Raw genomic sequence first — 19,826 nt, 5'->3', positions numbered from 1 at the left:
AAAGTTTTACTCAATAGAAAAATGTTGAAATTGGCTAAGAAAGAAATAGGTATTTTAAATTTAGAAGGTTGGTGCTAAACTCCGCCAAAGCTCTTGTATGGGAATTCTTGGATTCGACGCAATATTGCTTGCAATATTCGCAGGAATCTTAGGCTGGATTTAATCAGGCTTCGATGAATTCAAGAGTTAATCCAATATCTTTTTCGGTATCGAGATAGGCGTATCTGACTCCAGCGATCTCTCCTTGCTCAACAACTTCCATTCCATTCTCCTTTGCAATCCTCAGCTTTTCGTCCAGATTCTTAACAAAGAAGCCAATATGGTGCAATCCCTCACCTTTTCTTTTAAGAAACTCTGCATGTATTGTTTCGCCTTCGAGAACCTGAATCAGTTCGAGCTGAACTTCTCCAAGATTTGTTAGCGCAATCTTTAGTCTTCCCTTTTGTTGTTGGGTTTCAAAGATAACGAAATCAACTCCGAACTTTTCTCTGAAAAATCTCGTCAATTTATCGATATCTCTCGTTACAACTCCGATCTGATCTATTCTCAGATCTTCCATGCAAAAATTAAAACTATTAAAAATAAAATTTTTTCTATCGCGTTAGCTTACCACCCAGAAACCTACTTATAACAATCTTCTGCGCCTCACTCGTCCCTTCATAGATCGTCCCAACCCTCGCATCCCTGTAATACCTCTCGACATCGTATTCCTTGCTGTATCCATAACCACCGAATATCTGCACAGCCTCACTGCAAACCCTCACAGCCACTTCACTTGCAAATAGCTTCGCAGCAGAACTTATCGCAGGATTTGCGCTTCCTTCATCAACAAGCCAAGCAGCCTTATAAACCAAAAGCCTCGCAGCCTCAATCATCGTGAACATCTCAGCAAGCTTAAAAGCTATAGCCTGATGCTCAATCAATGGCTTTCCAAATGCCTTCCTCTGCTTTGCATACTCCAGTGCCCTCTCATAGGCTCCAATTGCCATTCCAAGGTGCAGGGCTCCGATTTTAATTCTGCTTTCGTTAAAGAAATCCATTAGCTGGTAAAAACCCCTGTTCTCCTTGCCTATAAGATTCTCCGCAGGAACTCTGACACTTTTAAGCACAACTTCGCAGGTATCGTGGCAGTTAAGACCCATCTTCTTGATTCTTTTAGCCTCATAGCCTTCGCGAGTTGTTTCAACGATAAAAGCACTTATTCCGGCATGTGGAGGGCTTGTTTCTGAAGTCTTTGCAAGAACAATTGCGTAGGAAGCGATGCTACCGTTTGTTATGAACGTCTTTGAGCCGTTGATCACCCAATCGTTGCCATCTTTTACAGCCTTTGTTCTAATTGCGGAAACATCTGTTCCGCAGTCCGGCTCAGTTATTGCAATCGCGGATGGAGCTTTTCCTTTTACTACTCCCGGGATGTAGCTTTCCTTTTGCTCTTCAGTGCCATGCTTTAGGATCATAGGAACTCCAAGCACCGCAAGATCGATTGCGGATCCTATGCTACTGTCCGCTCTTGTTAGTTCGATGCTGATCACAGCCTCAGCCAAGCATCCCATTCCCGCTCCGCCTAACTCTTCGGGAACGCTCGCTCCAATATAGCCCAGCTTCGAGGCTTTTCTGTAGATTTCCCATGGATATTCTGCCTTTTCATCGAACTCCTTTCCGTAGGGCTTTATCTCTTTTTCAGCAAACTCTCTAACCGCATTCTGCAAGTCTCTTAGCTCTTCGCTTAGCTCAAATTTCATCCTCTTATCCCTCTATTTTGAAATATGGCACGACTCTTTTGCTCTTATCTGGATAGAACATCTCACTCTGAAATTCCTTGGCGTAAATCGAAACCCTCTTTCCGATAAGATCCTCGCTGTCAGCAATTTTTGGATCGACATCGAGCCTTCCAACGATCCATGCCCCTTCGAGAAGCTCAACGAGTGCTACAGTATATGGGGCCTCTTTTTCGTATCCCATTGGGGCTATGTAAGTGACGGTATAGCTTTTGATAACTCCCTTGCCACTTAGCAAAACCCTCTCAAGATTTCTGGAAGAACATTTGTTGCAGGTGTTCTTTGGAGGGCATGTAATCGCCCCGCAGTCTTTGCATTTCAAGCCAATGAGTTTTCCTTCCTTCAGGTTGCTGAAGAACTCTGCAAACATCATTCCACCCCCAGGATCACATTTACAAGGGTTCCGAAATCGCCTCCAAGCGTGTCGGTCATTGCAATTCTTGCATCCTTCACCTGATTCCACTTGAACTCTCCTCTTAGCTGTTTCACCGCAGAATAAATCTGCGAAACCCCCGTGGCGCCGACTGGATGTCCTTTACCAATAAGACCACCATCTGGATTGACTGGAAGATCACCATCGATGCTCGTCATACCTTCTTTTGTTGCGTAGCATGCTTCCCCATATTTGAAGAAGCCCATTGCCTCCAATGCTATTATTTCTGCTATGGTAAAGCAATCGTGGAGCTCAACGAAGTCAACATCTTTTGGCTGAATCTTTGCCTCTTTGAAAGCCATTTCTGCAGACTTTCTTCTTGGAATCGCTTTCACGATGTCCTTTTCCTGTCTGAACAGAGCACCACCAGAAGCCTGACCAGTGCCAAGAACGTAAACTGGGGTATCGATAACTTCCTTTGCGAGCTTCTCTTCCGCAATTATCACCGCACTTCCACCGTCGGTCATTGGACAGCAGTCCAGCAGAGTAATTGGTGAGCAAACCATTCGGGAGTTCAAAACGTCTTCAACCTTTAAATCTCCGTATTTCCCGTAGAACTGGGCTTTTGGGTTCAGTGCTCCATATCTGTGGTTCTTCACAGAAACATAAGCCATCATTTCTCTAAGCTTTTCGAGCGGGATTCCGTATTCCTTTGCGTAAAGCCTTGTAGCGAGTGCAAAAACCCCCGGAAACGTGAGTCCTACCGCTATCTCGTAAACACCATCAACCGCGGTTGCAAGAGCTCTTGTTCCAATGCCAGTTCCAGCACTGAGCAATTTTTCGCTCCCACCGACAGCAACGCAGTCATAATAGCCAGCTGAAACCGCTCTAACAGCTTCTCTAAATGCAACGCTTGAAGAAGCACAGGCTCCTTCGTATCTGATTGCAGGAACATTTTTCAGCCCGATCTCATCGGCTATGAATCCCGCGAGATTTGCAGAGCCATCAGTCATCTCTCCAACGAAGTTTCCGTAATAGACTGCCTGAATGTCCTTAAGCTCTATATTAGATTCTTCAAAAGCCTCGAAAAATGCCTCAGCAAACAGATCAACGAGGGATTTTTCTGAATGCTTTCCAAATTTGGTCATTCCAACCCCAAGGATAGCGACCCGCCTCAAGAGACCACCCTACTTTTTAATTCCGAAGAAGTCATACCATCCTCCCTTGCTTCCAAATTTAAGTCTTTTATCTCCAAGATAGCCTGAAAGAACGAGTTTCTTCAGCGTTATCGGTGGAGCGTAGTGCTTTTCTTTTGTTTCTTCGAACATGTATTCGGCGATGTGCAAAACCGTGTCGAGCCCAATGAGATCCATAAGCTCAAATGGTCCCATTGGAAAGCCAAAGGCAAGCTTGCACATCTCGTCGATCTCCTTTATTCCAGCGACGTTTGCTTCGTAAAGCCTTATTGCTTCAATTAGCCATGAATTTATGAATCTGGTTGTGAAGAATCCTGGAGCATCATTCACTGCAATGGGAATTTTTCCAACCCTCTTTGAAAGTTCCATGGTGATTTGAAAAGTCTCCTCAGAAGTCAGAGCTCCTTTAACAACTTCGATGAGCTTCATGACTGGCGCGGGATTGAACCAGTGCATCCCTATAAATTTGTCCTTTCTTTCCACAGCGGTTGCAATGCTTGAGATCATGATGCCAGATGTGTTGGAGGCAAAAATGGCTTCTTTCTTGCATGTTTTATCAAGCTGTGCAAATATTTTTCTTTTCAATTCCAGATTCTCTGGAATCGCTTCGATTATGAAATCAACATCTTTCAGGCTTTCATAGCTTGTCGAAGTCTTAATTCTGCTGAGACATTTTTCCATTTCTTCTTCGCTCATCTTTCCTTTTTCAACGAGCCTTTTAAGCCCGTAAGGACCAAACTTTATATTATCAAGGGCTTTTTCAAGAATCTCTTTGCTGATGTCAACAAGCACGACTTCGTAACCGCTTCTCGCAAAAACCTGTGCAATGCCGTTGCCCATTACTCCCGCTCCAAGAATCCCAATCGATTGTATATCCTCAATTTTCATAGAAAAAATTCGTTCGAATACTAAAAATTTTTTGTTTTTGCAAAGCTCAGAATACTTCAGGAGCTCTGAACTCTCCGAAAACCCTTCTTAAGCTGTTTGCAATCTCTCCAAGAGTTGCTTTGCTTTTTACGCAATCAAAAATGAAAGGCATCAGATTTTCGTCGGTTTCAGCAGCCTTCTCAAGCCTCTGAAGAGCCTCTTCTACCTTGCTCCTATCTCTGTTCTCCTTGAACCTCCGCACCCTCGCTATCTGTTTCTCCACTATCTCCTTCGGCACCCTCAAAAGCTCAATGTGGACTTCTTCGTCTATCTTATACTTATTTACTCCAACCACCGTAAGCTCTCCGCTCTCTATTGCCTTCTGCTTCTCGTATGCAGATCTCTGGATCTCTCTCTGAACGTATCCGGTCTCTATAGCCTTTATCATTCCGCCCATCTCGTCGATTTTTTCGATGTATCTCATCGCTTCTTCTTCAATTTTATCCGTTAGCCATTCAACGTAATAGCTTCCGCCAAGAGGATCAACAACATCAGCAACACCGCTCTCTTCTGCGATTATCTGCTGAGTCCTGAGAGCAATTCTTACCGCCTTTTCTGTTGGCAAACAGAGTGCCTCATCGAAGCTGTTTGTGTGCAAACTCTGGCAACCTCCAAGCACAGCAGCCAAAGCCTGCAATGTCACTCTTATGATGTTGTTCTCTGGCTGTTGTGCGGTTAGAGTGCAACCTGCGGTTTGCACATGGAATCTGAGCATCATGGACTGCGGTTTTTTGGCGTTAAATCGATCCTTCATTATCCTTGCCCAAAGCCTTCTTGCGGCCCTGAACTTTGCAACTTCTTCAAGCAAATTGTTGCCAGCTGAGAAGAAGAAGCTGATCTGTGGTGCAAAATCGTCGACATCGATTCCTCTTTCAAGAACCTTCTCAACGTAAGTTATTCCATCCGCAAGTGTAAATGCAACTTCCTGCACTGCTGTGGCTCCCGCTTCTTCCATGTGATATCCTGAGACGCTTATCGAGTTCCAGTTCGGCATCTCTTTGGCACAAAATACAATTATGTCTGTTGCGAGCCTTAAAGACGGTTCTGGCGGATAAATGTAAGTTCCACGGGCTATGTATTCTTTCAGCATGTCATTCTGCACTGTTCCGCGAAGTTCCGCTCTGTTTGCTCCCTGAGATTCCGCTACTGTAGTATACATTGCCAGAATTTGGGCACAGGTTGAGTTTATCGTCATCGAAGTCGAAACTTTGGCAAGCGGAATACCATCGAAAAGCGTAGCCATGTCTTCAAGCGTAGAGATCGCAACGCCAACTTTTCCAACTTCTCCGAGAGCCATTGGATGATCGCTGTCGTAGCCTATCTGGGTAGGCAGATCGAATGCAACGCTCAATCCAGTTTGCCCCTGCGATATCAGGAACTTGTATCTCTTGTTCGTCTCTTCAGCCGTGCCGTAGCCCGCGTATTGTCGCATCGTCCATAGCCTTCCACGATACATCGTCGGATAAATTCCTCTTGTGAATGGATAAACGCCGGGATAGCCAATTTTCGACTCATATTCAACTGCTACATCTTCAGGGGTGTATAATCGGTCTACTATAAAACCAGAGGCGGTCTTAAACTCCTTCTTCCTTTCGGGGCTTTTGTTTATGAACGGAATCACAATCCTTTCTTCCCAGTCTTTCTTCTTCATCCAATCACCCCAGTCTCAGCAAGGGAGCATCCTTTGAAACCTTGTCTCCAACCTTAACGAAGATCTCCAAAACTTTTCCGCCGAACGGAGCCTTGATTGGGTTTTCCATCTTCATTGCTTCGATTACAATCAGGGTATCCCCCTCTTTGACTTCATCGCCAAGTTTTACGAGTATCTTTGTAACCATTCCATTCATCGGAGCCTTAACAACTTTTCCTTCGGTTTTAGGCTCAGAAGTCCTTTCTTCACGTTTCATCGCCCTGATTTCGGTTTGCTTAACTTCTTTTGCCTCACTCTTTGGTTTCAACTCGAAAATCACAGTTTTTCCATTAACGGTCACTTTGAACTCGTTAATTCCGATTTCTTCGACTTCGACTTCGTAACTCTTTTCCCCAATCTCGACCCTATACTTCACGGCATCACCCTTGCGGAGATCTTCCAGATTCTGGGTACTTCTTTAATCTCGATTGGCTTCTCCTTCTCTCTGAGATATTTATGAACCGCAACAACTCCTGCAACAAATTCTTCGGGTGTCATAAAACCACCTTATAAAGGTATATTTCCATGCTTTTTCGGCGGAAGCTTCTCTCTTTTGCTTTCCAGTATTCTTAGCGCTGAGATTATCTTTACTCTTGTAAGTTTCGGATCAATAACATCATCTATGTAGCCTCTGGCAGCTGCTCTGTAAGGATTTGCGAATTTTTCGCGATATTCTTTAATTTTCGCCTCTCTCATAGCCTTTGGATCGCTTGCGCTCGAAATCTCTTTTCTGAAAACTATTTCTGCAGCACCCTCTGGTCCCATGACCGCGATCTCTGCAGAAGGATATGCGAAAACGATGTCCGCTCCGAGGTGCTTGCTACCCATCGCAAGATATGCACCTCCGTAGGCTTTTCTGACTATCACCGTAACCATGGGCACCGTTGCCTCACTGTAGGCAAAGAGTATCTTGGCACCATGTCTTATTATCCCCCCGTATTCTTGCTCAACACCCGGCAAATAGCCCGGAACGTCGACGAACGTGATAATCGGAATGTTGAAAGAATCGCAGAATCTAACGAATCTTGCAATCTTATCACTGCTGTTTATGTCAAGACATCCCGCCAGGTAGGCAGGGTTGTTCGCAACTATGCCTACGCTTCTACCATCGATCCTTGCAAAGCCAACTACAGCGTTTGGAGCATAGTATTTGTGTATTTCAAAGAATTCTCTGTTATCTACGACCGCATTTATTACTTCACGAACATCATACGGCTTTCCCGGGTCTTCGGGTAGAATTTCGTAGATCTCTGGAGTTAGCCTTGAGGGGCTGTCTCCAGTCTCAACTCTTGGCGGATCTTCCATGTTGTTCAGGGGCAAATAGCTCAGGAGCTTTCTAACAAGCTTAAGAGCTTCTTCATCGTTTTCAGCAACAAGATGACAGTTTCCGCTTTTTGTCGCATGAGCTTCCCATCCTCCAAGCTCAAATGGGGTTACATCTTCTCCAGTTACCGCCTTAACAACAGCTGGGCCTGTTATGAACATATAGCAGTTCGCATTTTTTGTCATGACTATGAAATCGCCTATTGCTGGACTGTAAACCGCCCCACCAGCACAAGGACCAAGTATGACGCTTATCTGCGGAATCACTCCGCTTGCAAGAGTATTCCTGTAGAATATGTCTCCATAGCCCTTAAGCGCGTCAACCCCTTCCTGAATTCTTGCCCCTCCACTGTCATTTAGCCCCACTACAGGAATTCCGAGCTTCATTGCGAAATCCAGAAGATATGCTATCTTGAATCCATGCATTTCTCCAAGGCTCCCACCCAAAACCGTGAAATCCTGTGCAAATACTGCAACAGGTCGTCCGTCGACTGTTCCATAGCCAGTGACAACACCATCAGCTGGCAAATCCATTTTATCAAGTCCAAAGTCAGTATTTCTTTTCTCAACAAAAGGATTTAACTCCACAAAGCTACCAGGATCGAGTAAAATTTCAAGTCTTTCTCTTGCGGTTAGCTTTCCGTCTTCGTGCTGTTTTTTGATCCTCTCCTCTCCACCCATCTTCAGGATTTTTTCCTTTTTTTCAGATAACTTCTTTAATGCATCTTGCATTTTAACCCTCCACAAATTCTATCAAAACGCCATGTGTGCTTTTAGGATGCAAAAAGGCAACTTTTTTCCCACCCGCACCAATTCTTGGTTTTTCATCGATAAGCTTAACCCCGGATTCTTTCGCCTTTTTTAAAGCTGATTCGATGTTTTGAATGTTGAGTGCAATGTGATGTATCCCTTCGCCTCTCGAAGCCAGGAATTTTGCAATTGCAGAATCATCTGAAGTAGCTTCAAGAAGTTCTATTCTGCTTTCCCCAATTGGAAGCATTGCAACCTTCACCTTTTGCTCCTTAACTTCTTCAATCTCCTCCAGTTCGAAGCCAAGGGCTTCAAAGGTTTTAATAGCTTCAGATAGGTTCTTGACCGCTATCCCGATATGGTCTATTTTCATTAAATCACCTTTTTAAGCTTTTCAACACCTTTTCTAATGAAATCAGCAATTTCCCCCAAATTTGTTCCGGGACCAAAAATTCCCGCAACCCCGATTTTTAATAACTTTTCTGCATCATCTTTCGGTATTATACCACCAACAAGCACGAGAACGTCTTTATTTGGCTCTATCCCCCTTTTTCGTAGTTCTTCTATGACCGGTGGAATTAGCTCAAGATGGGCACCACTCAGAATGCTCAGCCCAATGACATCAACATCTTCCTGCAGAGCGGTTTCCGCAATCTCAGCGGGAGTTCTGCGAATTCCCGTGTAGATAACTTCGAATCCCGCATCACGCAACCCTCTTGCAACAACCTTTGCTCCGCGATCGTGCCCATCAAGTCCAGGCTTTGCGATGAGGACTCTAATTCTACGACTCTCAAGCATAGAGACCCCTAAGTCCTAAACTTAAAAATTTATCGTTTTTATTGTTTTTCTCAGTATTCTGGTTCCCTTATAGATTTTGGTAAAATCAGAATCATTTGATACCATGGAATTTTCTTGCTCTGGGCTTTTCTTTACGAAGAAATTCTTCGCATCGCTCTCTAAATTCCCCGGAAGTCCAGACAAGAGAAGTCAAATCCCTTGCAACCTGCCCCCATAGCATCGCAAGATCTGTCCAGAAGTTCAAGCCTGATTTTATTACTCTGAAAGCCTTGGGACTACAGTTTTCGATTATTTCTATTGCGAGTTCTCTTGCAGTCTCTTCAAGTTTTTCGTCATCTACAACTCTGTTTATAAGCCCGATGCGAAAAGCCTCTTCTGCATCTATAATTCTCCCAGTGAGCAAAAGCTCTCTTGCTCTTTTTTCTCCAACGATTAGGGGCAATAGCTGAACACCTAAACCCATGGCTGTTGATCCAACCCTGACTTCTGGTTGACCAAACTTCGCATTTCTTGAAGCAACAACGAGATCGGACGCCATTGCAAGCTCATTTCCTCCAGCGACGCAGAAGCCACGAACAGCTGCAATTATAGGTTTGCTCGAAGTTCTAAGCAGTTTGACGATCTCCATGTATTGTTCAAACCATTTAAGACCTTCTTCGAATGAGAGATCCTTCAATTCTTTCAGATCAGCTCCAGCGCAAAAGTTTTCACAGGTGCTCGAAAGAATTATTGCAGAAAAATCACCCCTTTCTGCTTTTAAAATTGCCTCATGTAGTTCTTTGAGCATTTTCATGCTTAAAACGTTCATCTTTGGCTCATTTAGTTTTATCCAAACTACTCTCGGATCTGCGTCGATCTCAAACACAACTCTACCCATAGCTGAAGCAACATTTTATTATATTTAAACTAAACCGATTACAAATCGGAAAGATTATTTAATACTCTAAGGCACATTTTTACGGTGGTGACAATGAAAAAGATAGCCGTTTTAGGAGCGGGAGTTATGGGAAGTGGCATAGCACAAGTTTGTGCCACTGCGGGCTATGAAGTTTACGTTAGAGACATAAAACAGGAGTTTATAGACAAAGCCAAGGATTCCATAGAGAAGAGCTTGGCAAAAGCTGTTTCCAAGGGCAAGATGACGGAACAAAAAGCCAGAGAAATTGCCAGTCGATTAAAATACACTCTTTCGGTAGAAGAGGCAGTAAAAGATGCTGATCTTGTGATCGAGGCAATCCCAGAAGTCATGGATTTGAAGAAGAGCCTTTTTGCTGAAGTTCAAAAGTTTGCAAAGAAGGACTGCATTTTTGCAAGTAATACTTCAGGATTGAGCATAACCGAGCTCGGGAATGCAACAGATCGCCCCGAAAAATTTGTCGGATTGCACTTCTTTAACCCGCCAGTTGTAATGCAGCTCGTTGAAGTTGTAAAAGGGGAAAAGACAAGTGATGAGACTGTAAAGATCTGTGTTGACTTTGTTAAGAGCATCGGTAAAACGCCTGTTGTTGTTAAGAAAGACGTTTCTGGCTTCATAGTTAACAGAATACTTGTGCCTTACTTAACCTTGGCGATCGAAGACGTTGAGAAGGGTATTGCAAAGCAGGAAGAGATCGATGCAGTGTTCCTTTACAAGTATTCATTCCCGATGGGTCCAATCGAGCTTTCAGACTTCGTCGGGCTTGACGTTCTCGTGTTCATAGGCTCCCAGTGGGGACTCGTTCCAACTCCGAAGATACTTAAGGATAAATTCGATAAGAAGGAGCTCGGAACCAAGACTGGCAAGGGATTCTACGACTGGAGCGCTGGCAGACCAAAGATTCCGAAGGTTGAGGGCTACGATGAGCTCAGGCTCATAGCTCCGATGGTAAACATCGCAGCAGAGCTTATAGAACTTGGAGTTGCTGAGCCAAAGGAAATAGACACTGCGATGAAGCTCGGCACGAACATGCCCAAAGGAGTTTGCGAGCTCGGAGACGAGATTGGACTTGACAAGGTTCTTGCAAAACTTGAGGAGCTCTACAAAGAGAAAGGATATGCGATTCTGAAGCCAAGAGAACTGCTGAAGAAAATGGTTTCAGAGGGCAGAACTGGTGTTAAGGCTGGAAAGGGATTCTATGACTATGGAAAAGCCGTCTACAAGAACATAGTTCTTGAGAAGGGCAGAATTGCAAAATTGACTGTCAATCGTCCACAGAAATTGAACGCCCTTGATATGGATACACTTGAAGAGATCTCAATGGCTCTAAAAGAGCTGGAGACAGATCCAGAAGTTAGGGTGCTCGTGATAACGGGTGCTGGAGATAAAGCCTTCTCAGCAGGCTTTGATTTGCAGTCTAACGCGGATTTCTCGCCACAGAGAATGCTATGGATCACTTACAAGGGCAATGAAGTTTTTTCTCAGATAGAGAAGTTCCCGAAGCCAGTGATTGCAGCGGTTAATGGCTACGCATTTGGCGGAGGCTGTGAGCTTGCATTGGCTTGCGACTTCAGAATAATGAAAAGAGGTGCCAAAATCGGTTTAACAGAGGTTGCTCTCGGGCTTATTCCTGGCTGGGGAGGGACGCAGAGATTACCAAAGATCGTGGGTGTTGCAAAGGCAAAGGAGATGATAATGCTTGCAAAGAGACTTGATGCGGACGAGGCAGAAAGGATCGGGCTTGCAAAGGCTGTTGATGCAGACAAGTTTGAAAAAGAAGTGATGGAACTCGCAAAGCAATTGGCTGAGATGCCACCAGTAAGCCTGAGAGTTGTGAAGTATGCGATAAACTTTGGCTCGGATCTGCCAACTGAGATAGGAAAATTCCTCGAAGAGCTTGCCTTTGGAGTCGCAACCGCAACTCAGGACGTGGTTGAAGGTATAACCGCATTCTTTGAGAAGAGGAAGCCAGAGTTCAAGGGCAGATAAATTTTTTATAAATTTATTTTAATTTATTTTAGAAAAGCCTTCCACCCAGAAACCTACTTATAACAATCTTCTGCGCCTCACTCGTCCCTTCATAGATCGTCCCAACCCTCGCATCCCTGTAATACCTCTCGACATCGTATTCCTTGCTGTATCCATAACCACCGAATATCTGCACAGCCTCACTGCAAACCCTCACAGCCACTTCACTTGCAAATAGCTTCGCAGCAGAACTTATCGCAGGATTTGCGCTTCCTTCATCAACAAGCCAAGCAGCCTTATAAACCAAAAGCCTCGCAGCCTCAATCATCGTGAACATCTCAGCAAGCTTAAAAGCTATAGCCTGATGCTCAATCAATGGCTTTCCAAATGCCTTCCTCTGCTTTGCATACTCCAGTGCCCTCTCATAGGCTCCGATTGCCATTCCAAGCTGTGATGCAGCGACTCCAACTCTGCTTTCATTGAAGAAACGCATTAACTGGTAAAAACCCATATTCTCATTGCCTATAAGGTTCTCTTCTGGAACAAACACGTCTTTAAGGAAGATCTCTGCAGTGTCATGGCAGTTAAGACCCATTTTCTTGATTCTTTTAGCTTCATAACCTTTTGAAGAAGTCTCTACAAGGAATGCGGAAATTCCCTTGTATCCTAAGTCTGGAGAAGTCTTTGCAAGAACAACAACCCATTCCGCAATGCTACCGTTTGTTATGAATGTCTTTGTGCCGTTAAGAATCCATCCGCCATCAATCTTCGTTGCCCTTGTTTTAATTGCTGAAACGTCAGTTCCGCAGTCCGGCTCAGTTATCGCTATTGCTGAAACAGCTTTTCCTTTCGGGATTTTTGGCAAATATTTTTCCTTTTGTTCATCAGTTCCGAAGTATTTTACCATTGGACAGCCCAAAGCTGAGGAAAAGATCGCAGAGCCTATGCTACTGTCGGCTCTCGTGAATTCCTCGACTATGAGGACACAGCCTAAGGTGGAAAGATTCGAACCACCGTATTCTTCGGGAAGATCAGGAGCTATAAATCCGAGTTTTGCAGCCTTTCGAAGTATCTCCCAAGGATATTCAGCTTTTTCATCAAAATCCTTTCCGTAGGGCTTTATCTCCTTTTCGGCAAACTCTCTAACTGCATTCTTTAGAAGTTTAAGATCTTCGTTAAGGTCAAACATACATAAAATAATTATTTTATAGTATAAAAATTTTTTGCATTCTCAAAAAGTTTATAAATGAAAATTACAATAATTTTTCGGTGAGAATATGATTGTCAGGGGTTTTCCGTCAACAATGATGGATGAGCAGTTGAACGTGATAGACATGCTGAAGTATGCTGCAAAGTTCTTTCCGAACAGAGAAATAGCTTCAAAGCGTTTGGATGGCTCAATGTTTAGATACAATTATGCAGAAGCTTTTAAGAGAGTTTCAAGGCTTGCAAATGCTCTCGAAAGTTTGGGTGTAAAGGTTGGTGACAGAGTAGGAGTTCTCAGCTGGAACACGCACAGATTCTATGAGCTTTACTTTGGAATTCCAGGAATCGGAGCGGTTTTATTGCAGATGAATTTGAGGCTCCATCCTGAGGAAATGGCTTATGTTGCGAAGCACAGCGGAGCAAAGCTCATCTTTGTTGATGAATCTCTGCTTCCGCTCGTGATACCCTTGCTCGATGCAGTTAAGGCGAAATTTGTGGTTATGAGCGATGGAAAGCCACCAGAAACATTCTTCGAGACGTTCAGCTATGAGGATCTGCTGAAGGAGCAGGATGACAGATACGATTTTCCTGTGATCGACGAGAGATCCGCGTATTCCGCATGCTACACTTCTGGCACCACGGGTAAGCCGAAAGGAGTTTATTACTCTCATAGATCAATTGTTCTGCACTCTTTTGCAATTCTAACAGCTCTAAACATCAACAAGAGTGATGTTTTCATGCAGATAGTCCCAATGTTTCACGCTCAGGGCTGGGGCGGATTCTTCGCTGCCACGATTGCAGGTGGTAAGATAGTATTTCCGGGGCGATTCATGCTTGATGATTTGAAGCCGTTAGTGGATCTTCTTATAAGCGAAAAAGTTACTGTGACCGCTGGAGCTCCAGCAATATTTTTACCAATGCTTAATTATCTGCAAAAGCTTGAAGAGAAGCCTAAATTTTATCTAAGGGCATTTAGCGGTGCCACGGAACCACCAGTTGCGATGATGAAGGGTTTAAAGGAGTTTGGCATCGAAATAATTCATGCCTATGGTGCAACAGAAACTACTCCACTCGTTTGCTACAACTTCTTAAAGCCAGAACTTGAAGAACTGGGCGAGGATGATAGATGGGAGATCAGAAGAAAACAGGGAGTCCCGATATTTGGCACCGATGTTAAAATTGTAGATGAGAGTGGTAGAGAGCTACCCTGGGATGGAAAAACGATCGGGGAGCTTTGCATCAAGGGATTGTGGGTAACTGGAGAATACTACAAGGATCCGAGGACTTTTGAGTCCTTCTTGGAGGATGAGACGGGCAAATGGTGGAAAAGCGGAGATGCGGCGACAATAGATCCCAATGGATATATAAAAATCGTAGACAGGTTCAAGGATCTAATAAAAAGTGGTGGTGAGTGGATAAGCAGTGTTGATCTCGAAAACCACATCATGGCACACCCAAAAGTCTTTGAAGCCTGTGTAATTGGAGTTCCGCATCCTAAGTGGCAGGAAAGACCGTTAGCGATTGTGGTGCCAAAGGCAGAGTTCAAAGAGAGCATAACGAAAGAGGAAATTAGAGAGCATCTTGCAAAAAGATTTGCAAAATGGCAGATACCAGATGAAATAATCTTTGTCGACGAAATACCGAAGACGAGCGTTGGAAAATTCAGCAAGAGAATGCTGAGAGAAATGTATAAAGACTATTACTCCAAGTAATAAAGGGGATAGTATGAGGGTTTTGGTTGTTGGAGCGGGAACGATGGGTCATGGAATTGCCACTGTTTGTGCAACCGCTGGCTTCGAAGTTGATTTGGTCGATGTTTCAGAGGAGGCATTGGAGTCTGCAAGGATGAAAATTGGCTGGAGTCTGAAAAAGCTTGAGGAAAGAGGAGCTTTAAAAGGTGCGATGGATGTAATTAGTAGAATAAAGACGACCACAAATTTAGTTGAGGTATCGAAAGATGCGGATCTTGTAATCGAAGCGGTTGTTGAGAAAACAGAGGTTAAGAAAGAGATATTTAAGACGCTTGATGAAAACTGCAAGCCAGATGTAATTCTTGCGACAAATACTTCGACGATTCCGATTTCTGACATAGCTTCAGCCACAAAAAGACAGGAAAAAGTTATAGGGCTTCACTTCTTCAATCCACCAGTTCTTATCCGATTCTTGGAAATTGTGAAGGGCGAAAGGACAAACGATGAAACGCTGAAAAAGGCGGTGGAATTTGCAAAGTCCATAGGAATGGACTACATAATCGTTGAGAAAGATGTTCCGGGCTTTGTGGTTAACAGAATTAATGTTAGGGTTTTTAACGAAGCTGTTAGGCTTTTGGAGGAGGGATATAAGCCTGAAGAAATCGATGCGGTTGTGAAGTATAGAATCGGAATGCCGATGGGTCTTCTTGAAGTAGTTGACTTCAGCGGAGTAGATGTGCTTTACAACGTTATTAAGGAGCTTCGCAACAGGGGAATGGATGTAGAGGTTCCTGAAACCGTGAAGAAGATGATAGAAGAGAATAGGCTTGGAATGAAAACGGGCAGGGGATTTTATGAATACGAAGGGTTCTATAGCAGGGCAAAGATATTGCCGAAGTTTGCTTACAGGTTAAACCCCCTAATACTGTTAGCTTCGGGTGTAAACGAAGCGGCATGGCTTATAAGAAATGGAGTAGCAAGCAAAGAAAGCGTAGACAAGGCAATGGTTTTTGGAATGGCTTATCCTAAGGGAATACTTGAAATGGCGGATGATTTCGGAATTGACGACGTTTTAAAAGTTCTTGAAGCCAAAGGCGTTGATCCGCTAATTTCGAAGATGGTTTCCGAAGGAAAACTTGGAAAGAAGACGGGAGAGGGATTCTACAAGTGGAAATACGAAAAAAAGGAGTTTGGACCAGTTATTTATGAGAAAAGGGACAATTACGTTATGATTACAATGAATCGTCCAGAGAAGCTGAATGCACTCAACGAGGATATGTGGAAAGGGCTAAACGAGGCTTTTATTCAAGCTGAAAAAGATCCAGACGTTAGGGCTGTCGTGATAACAGGAAAAGGAAGAGCATTCTGCGCTGGAGACGATATTGCGGTTATGGGTTCTTGGAAAGGCTTTATGGACGGAAAGGTTTTCTTCACGAACGTTGCAGTCCCACTGCTTAACACAATTGCAAATTATAAAAAACCGATAATTTCTCTTGTCAATGGAATAGCCTTTGGTGGAGGTTTGGAGCTTAATCTGGCATTTGATATAGTAATTGCAAGCGAAGACGCGTCCTTCTCGGTGCCAGAGGGTTTGATAGGAGCAATTCCGCCGATAGCTTCATCGCTTGGCTTGGCTGTCATTGGAAGGCTGATGATGAGATACTGCCTAACTGGAGATCAAATGGATGCTGAAGAGGCGAAGCAGTTGGGAATCGTTGATGTGATAGTTTCGAAAGACCAGCTTGAAATTACTGGTGTGGAATTTGTAAACAAGATCACAAGGCTTGCCCCACTCTCTGCGAGGGCAATAAAGGAGACTTCGAGGGTTTACAGAGACATCTTCAGATTTGTTGTTGAAAAGGGATTGCACGAGATAACCGAGCTGATACCCACTGAAGATTTTGCAGAGGGAATGAGGGCTTTCGTGCAGAGAAGACGCCCATCTTGGACTGGAAGGTGATTTTCAAAAATTTTTTATATTTAATGCTATTCAATCTGAAGCATGAAATTGCGGAAGGTTTTGCTTGCGTTAGTGATTGTGCTTGTTTTCTTAGGGCTTTATCTCGCCTATGCTTTGTTCATAGCGTTTCCAAAGGAATGGGCTGGCAATGGCAACGAGATCGATTTGAGCAAGCTTGAGCCGGGAGACATTATAGTCTGTCGTGGATGCACTGGAGCGCTTATAAGCCCATTCATGAGCCTGTTCGGAGACTGGCATCATGCATCGATGTTCATTGGCAACGGAAAGATGATAGAAGCGTGGATTGACGGAGTAAGAGTAGTTTCCGTTGATATGGTAAGAAACGCGGATTCGGTAGCGGTTTACAGAGTTAATGCTCCAGATTCAGTAAAGCAGAGGGCAATAGAGTGGGCTATGAGCAAATTGGGCTTGCCTTATGACTTCAAATGGATAACCTATATAGGAGGAAAGGAAATCGAAGGAGATAGCTATTACTGTAGCGAGCTCATATGGGCATCGTATCTGGTTTCTGGCGGTCTGGATTTGGATCACACACCTGCTTGGAGCTGGAAATACGGAAACAGCGTATCGCCTGATGACCTTGCAAATGACGATGATGTAATGCTGGTTGTTTATTCAGAGTGAAAATTTAAAAATTAAATATTTTTATGGTTTTGATACAATTGCAACGGTTGCAACCGAATAAGGACCGCCAAGATTGTGAGCAAATCCCGCTTCTGCATCTTTAACCTGCAAACCTTCTGCCTTGCCGAGAACCTGTTTTGCGAGCTCCGAGATCATCCTGACACCACTTGCAGCAATTGGATGCCCAAAGGATTTTAGACCCCCGTCTGGATTAATCGGGAAGTCGCCATCGATCGCAGTTATCCCCTCTCTTATCAGCTTTGCCCCTTCACCGGGTTTGCAGAGAAGCATGTCTTGGTAGTTTATCAGCTCAGTGATCGTGAAGCAGTCATGCACGATTCCAAAGTCAAGCTGTTTTCTTGGATTCTCAATTCCAGCCATTTTGTAAGCCATCTTTGCAGCCTTTACTGTTGCTGGAAAGCTTAAAAAGCTCTCGGAGGGGCGATGCCATGGATGCATAGTCTCGACAGCCATTCCAATTGCCTTAATCACAGCGTAATCGCACCCGAGCTTTTTTGCAATTTCCGGTCTTGTAAGCACAACTGCAGCAGCACCATCGCTTACCGCACTGCAGTCATAAACTCCCAAGGGATAGGCAACCATTGGTGCCTTTAGGACTTCTTCAACTGTCACTTCCTTTCTGAAGTGTGCCTTTGGATGTCTTGCGCCATTGTAGTGGTTCTTTACAGCAACGAGAGCCAAATCCTCTCTATTCCAGCCCCATTCCTTGAAAGCTCGATTTGCGGCGAGAGCAAACATTCCCGGAGCGCTAACAGCTGGCATTCCGATGCTGAAAATTCCCTCTATTGGCGGTATTCCTCTACTTCCTGCATCTATCAGCTTTTCAACACCCGAAGCGATTACAATGTCGTAAGCACCGCTTGCAACCGCAAAACAGGCGTTGCGGACATTGTCCATTCCAGTGGCGCAGTAGTTTTCAACTCTGCTTATTGGTTTTCCAAAGAATTTCAGGGAATCGCTGAAAACGTTTCCGCTTATTCCAGTGAACGGGTAAAAGGTTCCGCACCACACTGCATCGATGTCCTTCATTTCGAGATTTGCATCGCGAAGCGCATCATAAACTGCCTCGACAAGTAGATCGTCGTGATCTTTATCCCAGATGTGTCCGAATTTCGTTACCCCACAACCAATAATCGCAACTTCCATAATCTCACCTCGCCAATCTTGCTTTCCAGCCATAATATCTGAAGTTGTTCTTCTCGAAAAGCAGGCGGAAAGTTCTCTCAACCTCTGCATCGCATTCTATCCCTTTGAAGTCCGTTAGCGTGTCGGTGATTTCGAATAAAACTCTCCCTCCACCTTCCAAATCAACGACTGCAACGCAGTGAGGATGTGCCCCGTCACCAACGTAATTTCCGGGAGATACAAGGTAATCGATCGTGAAGGTGTAAATCTTCCCTCTGTAGCCAAGCTTTACCTCTTCGTAGTTATCCTTGGCTCCACATTCAACGCAACATCTGTTAATCGGGTAGCTAATTGTTCCACAGTTATTGCATTTCATTCCATAAAATCTGATCACAGATTTTTCTTCTCTCCACAGCTTAGTAATCGGAGGTCTGTCGGGAGCATCTCGGTTTGCTATGAAGCCTTTATTGTATAAATACTCACTGTAGCTGATCTCTTTTCTGCTTTCGAGCATTTTACCAAGGTTTGTCTGGAGGGATTCATTTATCTCAATTGCAATCACATCCGCACCCTCACCATAGCCACCAAGCAAAATTCTGCCCTTTTTTTCGAGTTGTGAGGCGAGCAAAAGGAAAGGATGTGCGGTTCCAAGAATACCGGTGCTTCTGAAGTAGAACTCTTCAGGCTTTGCTCCAACTGCTTTTAGCAATCCTTCGTAGCTCTTCGGATCTGGAGCAGAGGCGACAATTCTGTCAAAATCCATAGGACTCATTCCAAGCTTTCCCAACAAAGACATAGCTGATCTTTGGATGCTTGAAGCGTAGCCGAACATTGCATCGAGACGCATGTCATAGCTCATGATCTCATCTTTCAGCATCCACGCTCCTGGCAATGGCTGTGAGTGGGAGTTGTAGCCGATGATTTTTGCAACTCCTTCCTTTTCAACGGTAATCGCAACCGCACCATCGCCGTAGAATTGCTCGTAGATGTTTCCAGGCTTTATAGGAATGCAATCCGCAGAGACAACTAGAATTCTTTCGAATTTTCCAGAATCCACGAGTTCATTTGCAGTTATTAGTGCACTCGTGGAAGCTCTAAAGCTGTTGGAAAAGTCCATTGTGAAAACGTTCTCAAGATCGAGAGCTGAAGCAACTATGCTTGCGGACTGCTTAATTCTGAATGGGGAAGAAGTAGAGGCAAAAAGCAAAGCGTCGAAGCTACCCTTAAGCATTCTACCCGCTTCGACAGCCATCGTTATGCTGTCTTCATCCCAGTGTGCAACCGATTTTTCGCCACCAAGCGAAGGAAGCCCAGTGGCTTTTGCGATTTCGTCTCGTTTAAGCTTCCAGACTGGCAGATAAACACTACAATCGCTTATTGAAGCCATATTTGGCATTAGGTATTGAAAATATTTAAAATTTTTGATTATTTCCTTTGTGCGACTTGACTGGAAATCGCA

General features: G+C 44.2%; 19 protein-coding genes. 4 read left to right on the top strand and 15 right to left on the bottom strand.

Features of this window, described 5'->3' with window-relative positions; translation table 11 throughout:
* Positions 1 to 163: 163 nt before the first annotated feature.
* The 12 genes from QXI54_02345 to QXI54_02290 form a co-directional block, all read right to left on the bottom strand.
* Complete coding sequence (locus QXI54_02345) at positions 164 to 559, bottom strand: VOC family protein (GenBank protein MEM0301994.1); 396 nt, start codon at positions 557 to 559, stop codon at positions 164 to 166.
* 34 nt (positions 560 to 593) lie between these two features.
* On the bottom strand, positions 594 to 1,742 hold the full coding sequence (locus tag QXI54_02340) for an acyl-CoA dehydrogenase family protein (GenBank protein MEM0301993.1): 1,149 nt from the start codon (positions 1,740 to 1,742) through the stop codon (positions 594 to 596).
* A gap of 4 nt (positions 1,743 to 1,746) precedes the next feature.
* The gene (locus QXI54_02335; protein ID MEM0301992.1) at positions 1,747 to 2,148 is read right to left on the bottom strand and encodes a Zn-ribbon domain-containing OB-fold protein; all 402 of its coding nucleotides are present in this window, start codon (positions 2,146 to 2,148) and stop codon (positions 1,747 to 1,749) included.
* Entirely contained in the window at positions 2,148 to 3,329 is a 1,182-nt protein-coding gene (locus QXI54_02330) for a beta-ketoacyl synthase N-terminal-like domain-containing protein (GenBank protein ID MEM0301991.1), read from the bottom strand. Before QXI54_02330 ends, QXI54_02335 begins: the two co-directional genes overlap by 1 nt.
* Positions 3,330 to 3,338: 9 nt before the next feature.
* On the bottom strand, positions 3,339 to 4,235 hold the full coding sequence (locus QXI54_02325) for a 3-hydroxyacyl-CoA dehydrogenase NAD-binding domain-containing protein (GenBank protein MEM0301990.1): 897 nt from the start codon (positions 4,233 to 4,235) through the stop codon (positions 3,339 to 3,341).
* Between the two features lie 46 nt (positions 4,236 to 4,281).
* Positions 4,282 to 5,925: a methylmalonyl-CoA mutase family protein gene (locus QXI54_02320; protein ID MEM0301989.1), complete on the bottom strand. Its 1,644-nt coding sequence runs from the start codon at positions 5,923 to 5,925 to the stop codon at positions 4,282 to 4,284.
* 4 nt (positions 5,926 to 5,929) lie between these two features.
* Complete coding sequence (locus QXI54_02315; protein ID MEM0301988.1) at positions 5,930 to 6,340, bottom strand: biotin/lipoyl-containing protein; 411 nt, start codon at positions 6,338 to 6,340, stop codon at positions 5,930 to 5,932.
* Positions 6,337 to 6,462 carry a hypothetical protein gene (locus tag QXI54_02310; protein ID MEM0301987.1) on the bottom strand — a complete coding sequence of 42 codons (126 nt, stop codon included), beginning with the start codon at positions 6,460 to 6,462 and terminating at the stop codon, positions 6,337 to 6,339. Before QXI54_02310 ends, QXI54_02315 begins: the two co-directional genes overlap by 4 nt.
* A 9-nt stretch (positions 6,463 to 6,471) precedes the next feature.
* Complete coding sequence (locus QXI54_02305; GenBank protein ID MEM0301986.1) at positions 6,472 to 8,019, bottom strand: carboxyl transferase domain-containing protein; 1,548 nt, start codon at positions 8,017 to 8,019, stop codon at positions 6,472 to 6,474.
* A gap of 1 nt (position 8,020) precedes the next feature.
* Positions 8,021 to 8,410 carry a methylmalonyl-CoA epimerase gene (gene mce / locus QXI54_02300; GenBank protein MEM0301985.1) on the bottom strand — a complete coding sequence of 130 codons (390 nt, stop codon included), beginning with the start codon at positions 8,408 to 8,410 and terminating at the stop codon, positions 8,021 to 8,023.
* Positions 8,410 to 8,835 carry a cobalamin B12-binding domain-containing protein gene (locus QXI54_02295; GenBank protein MEM0301984.1) on the bottom strand — a complete coding sequence of 142 codons (426 nt, stop codon included), beginning with the start codon at positions 8,833 to 8,835 and terminating at the stop codon, positions 8,410 to 8,412. Before QXI54_02295 ends, mce begins: the two co-directional genes overlap by 1 nt.
* Positions 8,836 to 8,926: 91 nt before the next feature.
* Complete coding sequence (locus tag QXI54_02290) at positions 8,927 to 9,712, bottom strand: enoyl-CoA hydratase/isomerase family protein (protein MEM0301983.1); 786 nt, start codon at positions 9,710 to 9,712, stop codon at positions 8,927 to 8,929.
* A 93-nt stretch (positions 9,713 to 9,805) separates the two neighbouring features.
* Here QXI54_02290 and QXI54_02285 point away from each other — a divergent pair, with 93 nt between their 5' ends.
* Positions 9,806 to 11,740, top strand: coding sequence for a 3-hydroxyacyl-CoA dehydrogenase NAD-binding domain-containing protein (locus QXI54_02285; GenBank protein ID MEM0301982.1), 1,935 nt, complete (start codon positions 9,806 to 9,808; stop codon positions 11,738 to 11,740).
* A gap of 28 nt (positions 11,741 to 11,768) precedes the next feature.
* On the opposite strand, the gene QXI54_02280 is transcribed toward QXI54_02285, so the two are convergent.
* On the bottom strand, positions 11,769 to 12,908 hold the full coding sequence (locus QXI54_02280) for an acyl-CoA dehydrogenase family protein (GenBank protein MEM0301981.1): 1,140 nt from the start codon (positions 12,906 to 12,908) through the stop codon (positions 11,769 to 11,771).
* An 88-nt stretch (positions 12,909 to 12,996) separates the two neighbouring features.
* Between QXI54_02280 and QXI54_02275 the strand changes: the two genes are divergently transcribed.
* From QXI54_02275 to QXI54_02265, 3 genes are read left to right on the top strand one after another with little or no spacing between them, the layout of a single operon-like run.
* Complete coding sequence (locus QXI54_02275) at positions 12,997 to 14,637, top strand: long-chain fatty acid--CoA ligase (GenBank protein MEM0301980.1); 1,641 nt, start codon at positions 12,997 to 12,999, stop codon at positions 14,635 to 14,637.
* A gap of 13 nt (positions 14,638 to 14,650) precedes the next feature.
* On the top strand, positions 14,651 to 16,576 hold the full coding sequence (locus QXI54_02270; GenBank protein ID MEM0301979.1) for a 3-hydroxyacyl-CoA dehydrogenase/enoyl-CoA hydratase family protein: 1,926 nt from the start codon (positions 14,651 to 14,653) through the stop codon (positions 16,574 to 16,576).
* 42 nt (positions 16,577 to 16,618) lie between these two features.
* Positions 16,619 to 17,221: a YiiX/YebB-like N1pC/P60 family cysteine hydrolase gene (locus QXI54_02265; protein ID MEM0301978.1), complete on the top strand. Its 603-nt coding sequence runs from the start codon at positions 16,619 to 16,621 to the stop codon at positions 17,219 to 17,221.
* 21 nt (positions 17,222 to 17,242) lie between these two features.
* Here the strand turns inward: QXI54_02265 and QXI54_02260 are convergent, their stop codons facing one another.
* Positions 17,243 to 18,388 carry an acetyl-CoA acetyltransferase gene (locus QXI54_02260; GenBank protein ID MEM0301977.1) on the bottom strand — a complete coding sequence of 382 codons (1,146 nt, stop codon included), beginning with the start codon at positions 18,386 to 18,388 and terminating at the stop codon, positions 17,243 to 17,245.
* 4 nt (positions 18,389 to 18,392) lie between these two features.
* Positions 18,393 to 19,754, bottom strand: coding sequence for an OB-fold domain-containing protein (locus QXI54_02255; GenBank protein MEM0301976.1), 1,362 nt, complete (start codon positions 19,752 to 19,754; stop codon positions 18,393 to 18,395).
* Between the last annotated feature and the right edge of the window lie 72 nt (positions 19,755 to 19,826).

Source organism: Archaeoglobaceae archaeon (assembly GCA_038734275.1).
Lineage (GTDB): Archaea > Halobacteriota > Archaeoglobi > Archaeoglobales > Archaeoglobaceae > WYZ-LMO2.
This window is presented reverse-complemented; position numbering and strand designations above follow the sequence as displayed.

Excerpts from the sequence above, each read along its gene's own strand:
- QXI54_02340 (MEM0301993.1), bottom strand. The coding sequence starts at position 1,742 with ATGAAATTTGAGCTAAGCGAAGAGCTAAGAGACTTGCAGAATGCGGTT.
- QXI54_02295 (MEM0301984.1), bottom strand. The coding sequence starts at position 8,835 with ATGCTTGAGAGTCGTAGAATTAGAGTCCTCATCGCAAAGCCTGGACTT.
- QXI54_02270 (MEM0301979.1), top strand. The coding sequence starts at position 14,651 with ATGAGGGTTTTGGTTGTTGGAGCGGGAACGATGGGTCATGGAATTGCC.
- QXI54_02320 (MEM0301989.1), bottom strand. The coding sequence starts at position 5,925 with ATGAAGAAGAAAGACTGGGAAGAAAGGATTGTGATTCCGTTCATAAAC.
- QXI54_02265 (MEM0301978.1), top strand. The coding sequence starts at position 16,619 with ATGAAATTGCGGAAGGTTTTGCTTGCGTTAGTGATTGTGCTTGTTTTC.
- QXI54_02325 (MEM0301990.1), bottom strand. The coding sequence starts at position 4,235 with ATGAAAATTGAGGATATACAATCGATTGGGATTCTTGGAGCGGGAGTA.
- QXI54_02260 (MEM0301977.1), bottom strand. The coding sequence starts at position 18,388 with ATGGAAGTTGCGATTATTGGTTGTGGGGTAACGAAATTCGGACACATC.
- QXI54_02310 (MEM0301987.1), bottom strand. The coding sequence starts at position 6,462 with ATGACACCCGAAGAATTTGTTGCAGGAGTTGTTGCGGTTCATAAATAT.
- QXI54_02285 (MEM0301982.1), top strand. The coding sequence starts at position 9,806 with ATGAAAAAGATAGCCGTTTTAGGAGCGGGAGTTATGGGAAGTGGCATA.
- QXI54_02335 (MEM0301992.1), bottom strand. The coding sequence starts at position 2,148 with ATGTTTGCAGAGTTCTTCAGCAACCTGAAGGAAGGAAAACTCATTGGC.
- QXI54_02275 (MEM0301980.1), top strand. The coding sequence starts at position 12,997 with ATGATTGTCAGGGGTTTTCCGTCAACAATGATGGATGAGCAGTTGAAC.
- mce (MEM0301985.1), bottom strand. The coding sequence starts at position 8,410 with ATGAAAATAGACCATATCGGGATAGCGGTCAAGAACCTATCTGAAGCT.
- QXI54_02305 (MEM0301986.1), bottom strand. The coding sequence starts at position 8,019 with ATGCAAGATGCATTAAAGAAGTTATCTGAAAAAAAGGAAAAAATCCTG.
- QXI54_02290 (MEM0301983.1), bottom strand. The coding sequence starts at position 9,712 with ATGGGTAGAGTTGTGTTTGAGATCGACGCAGATCCGAGAGTAGTTTGG.
- QXI54_02255 (MEM0301976.1), bottom strand. The coding sequence starts at position 19,754 with ATGGCTTCAATAAGCGATTGTAGTGTTTATCTGCCAGTCTGGAAGCTT.
- QXI54_02280 (MEM0301981.1), bottom strand. The coding sequence starts at position 12,908 with ATGTTTGACCTTAACGAAGATCTTAAACTTCTAAAGAATGCAGTTAGA.
- QXI54_02345 (MEM0301994.1), bottom strand. The coding sequence starts at position 559 with ATGGAAGATCTGAGAATAGATCAGATCGGAGTTGTAACGAGAGATATC.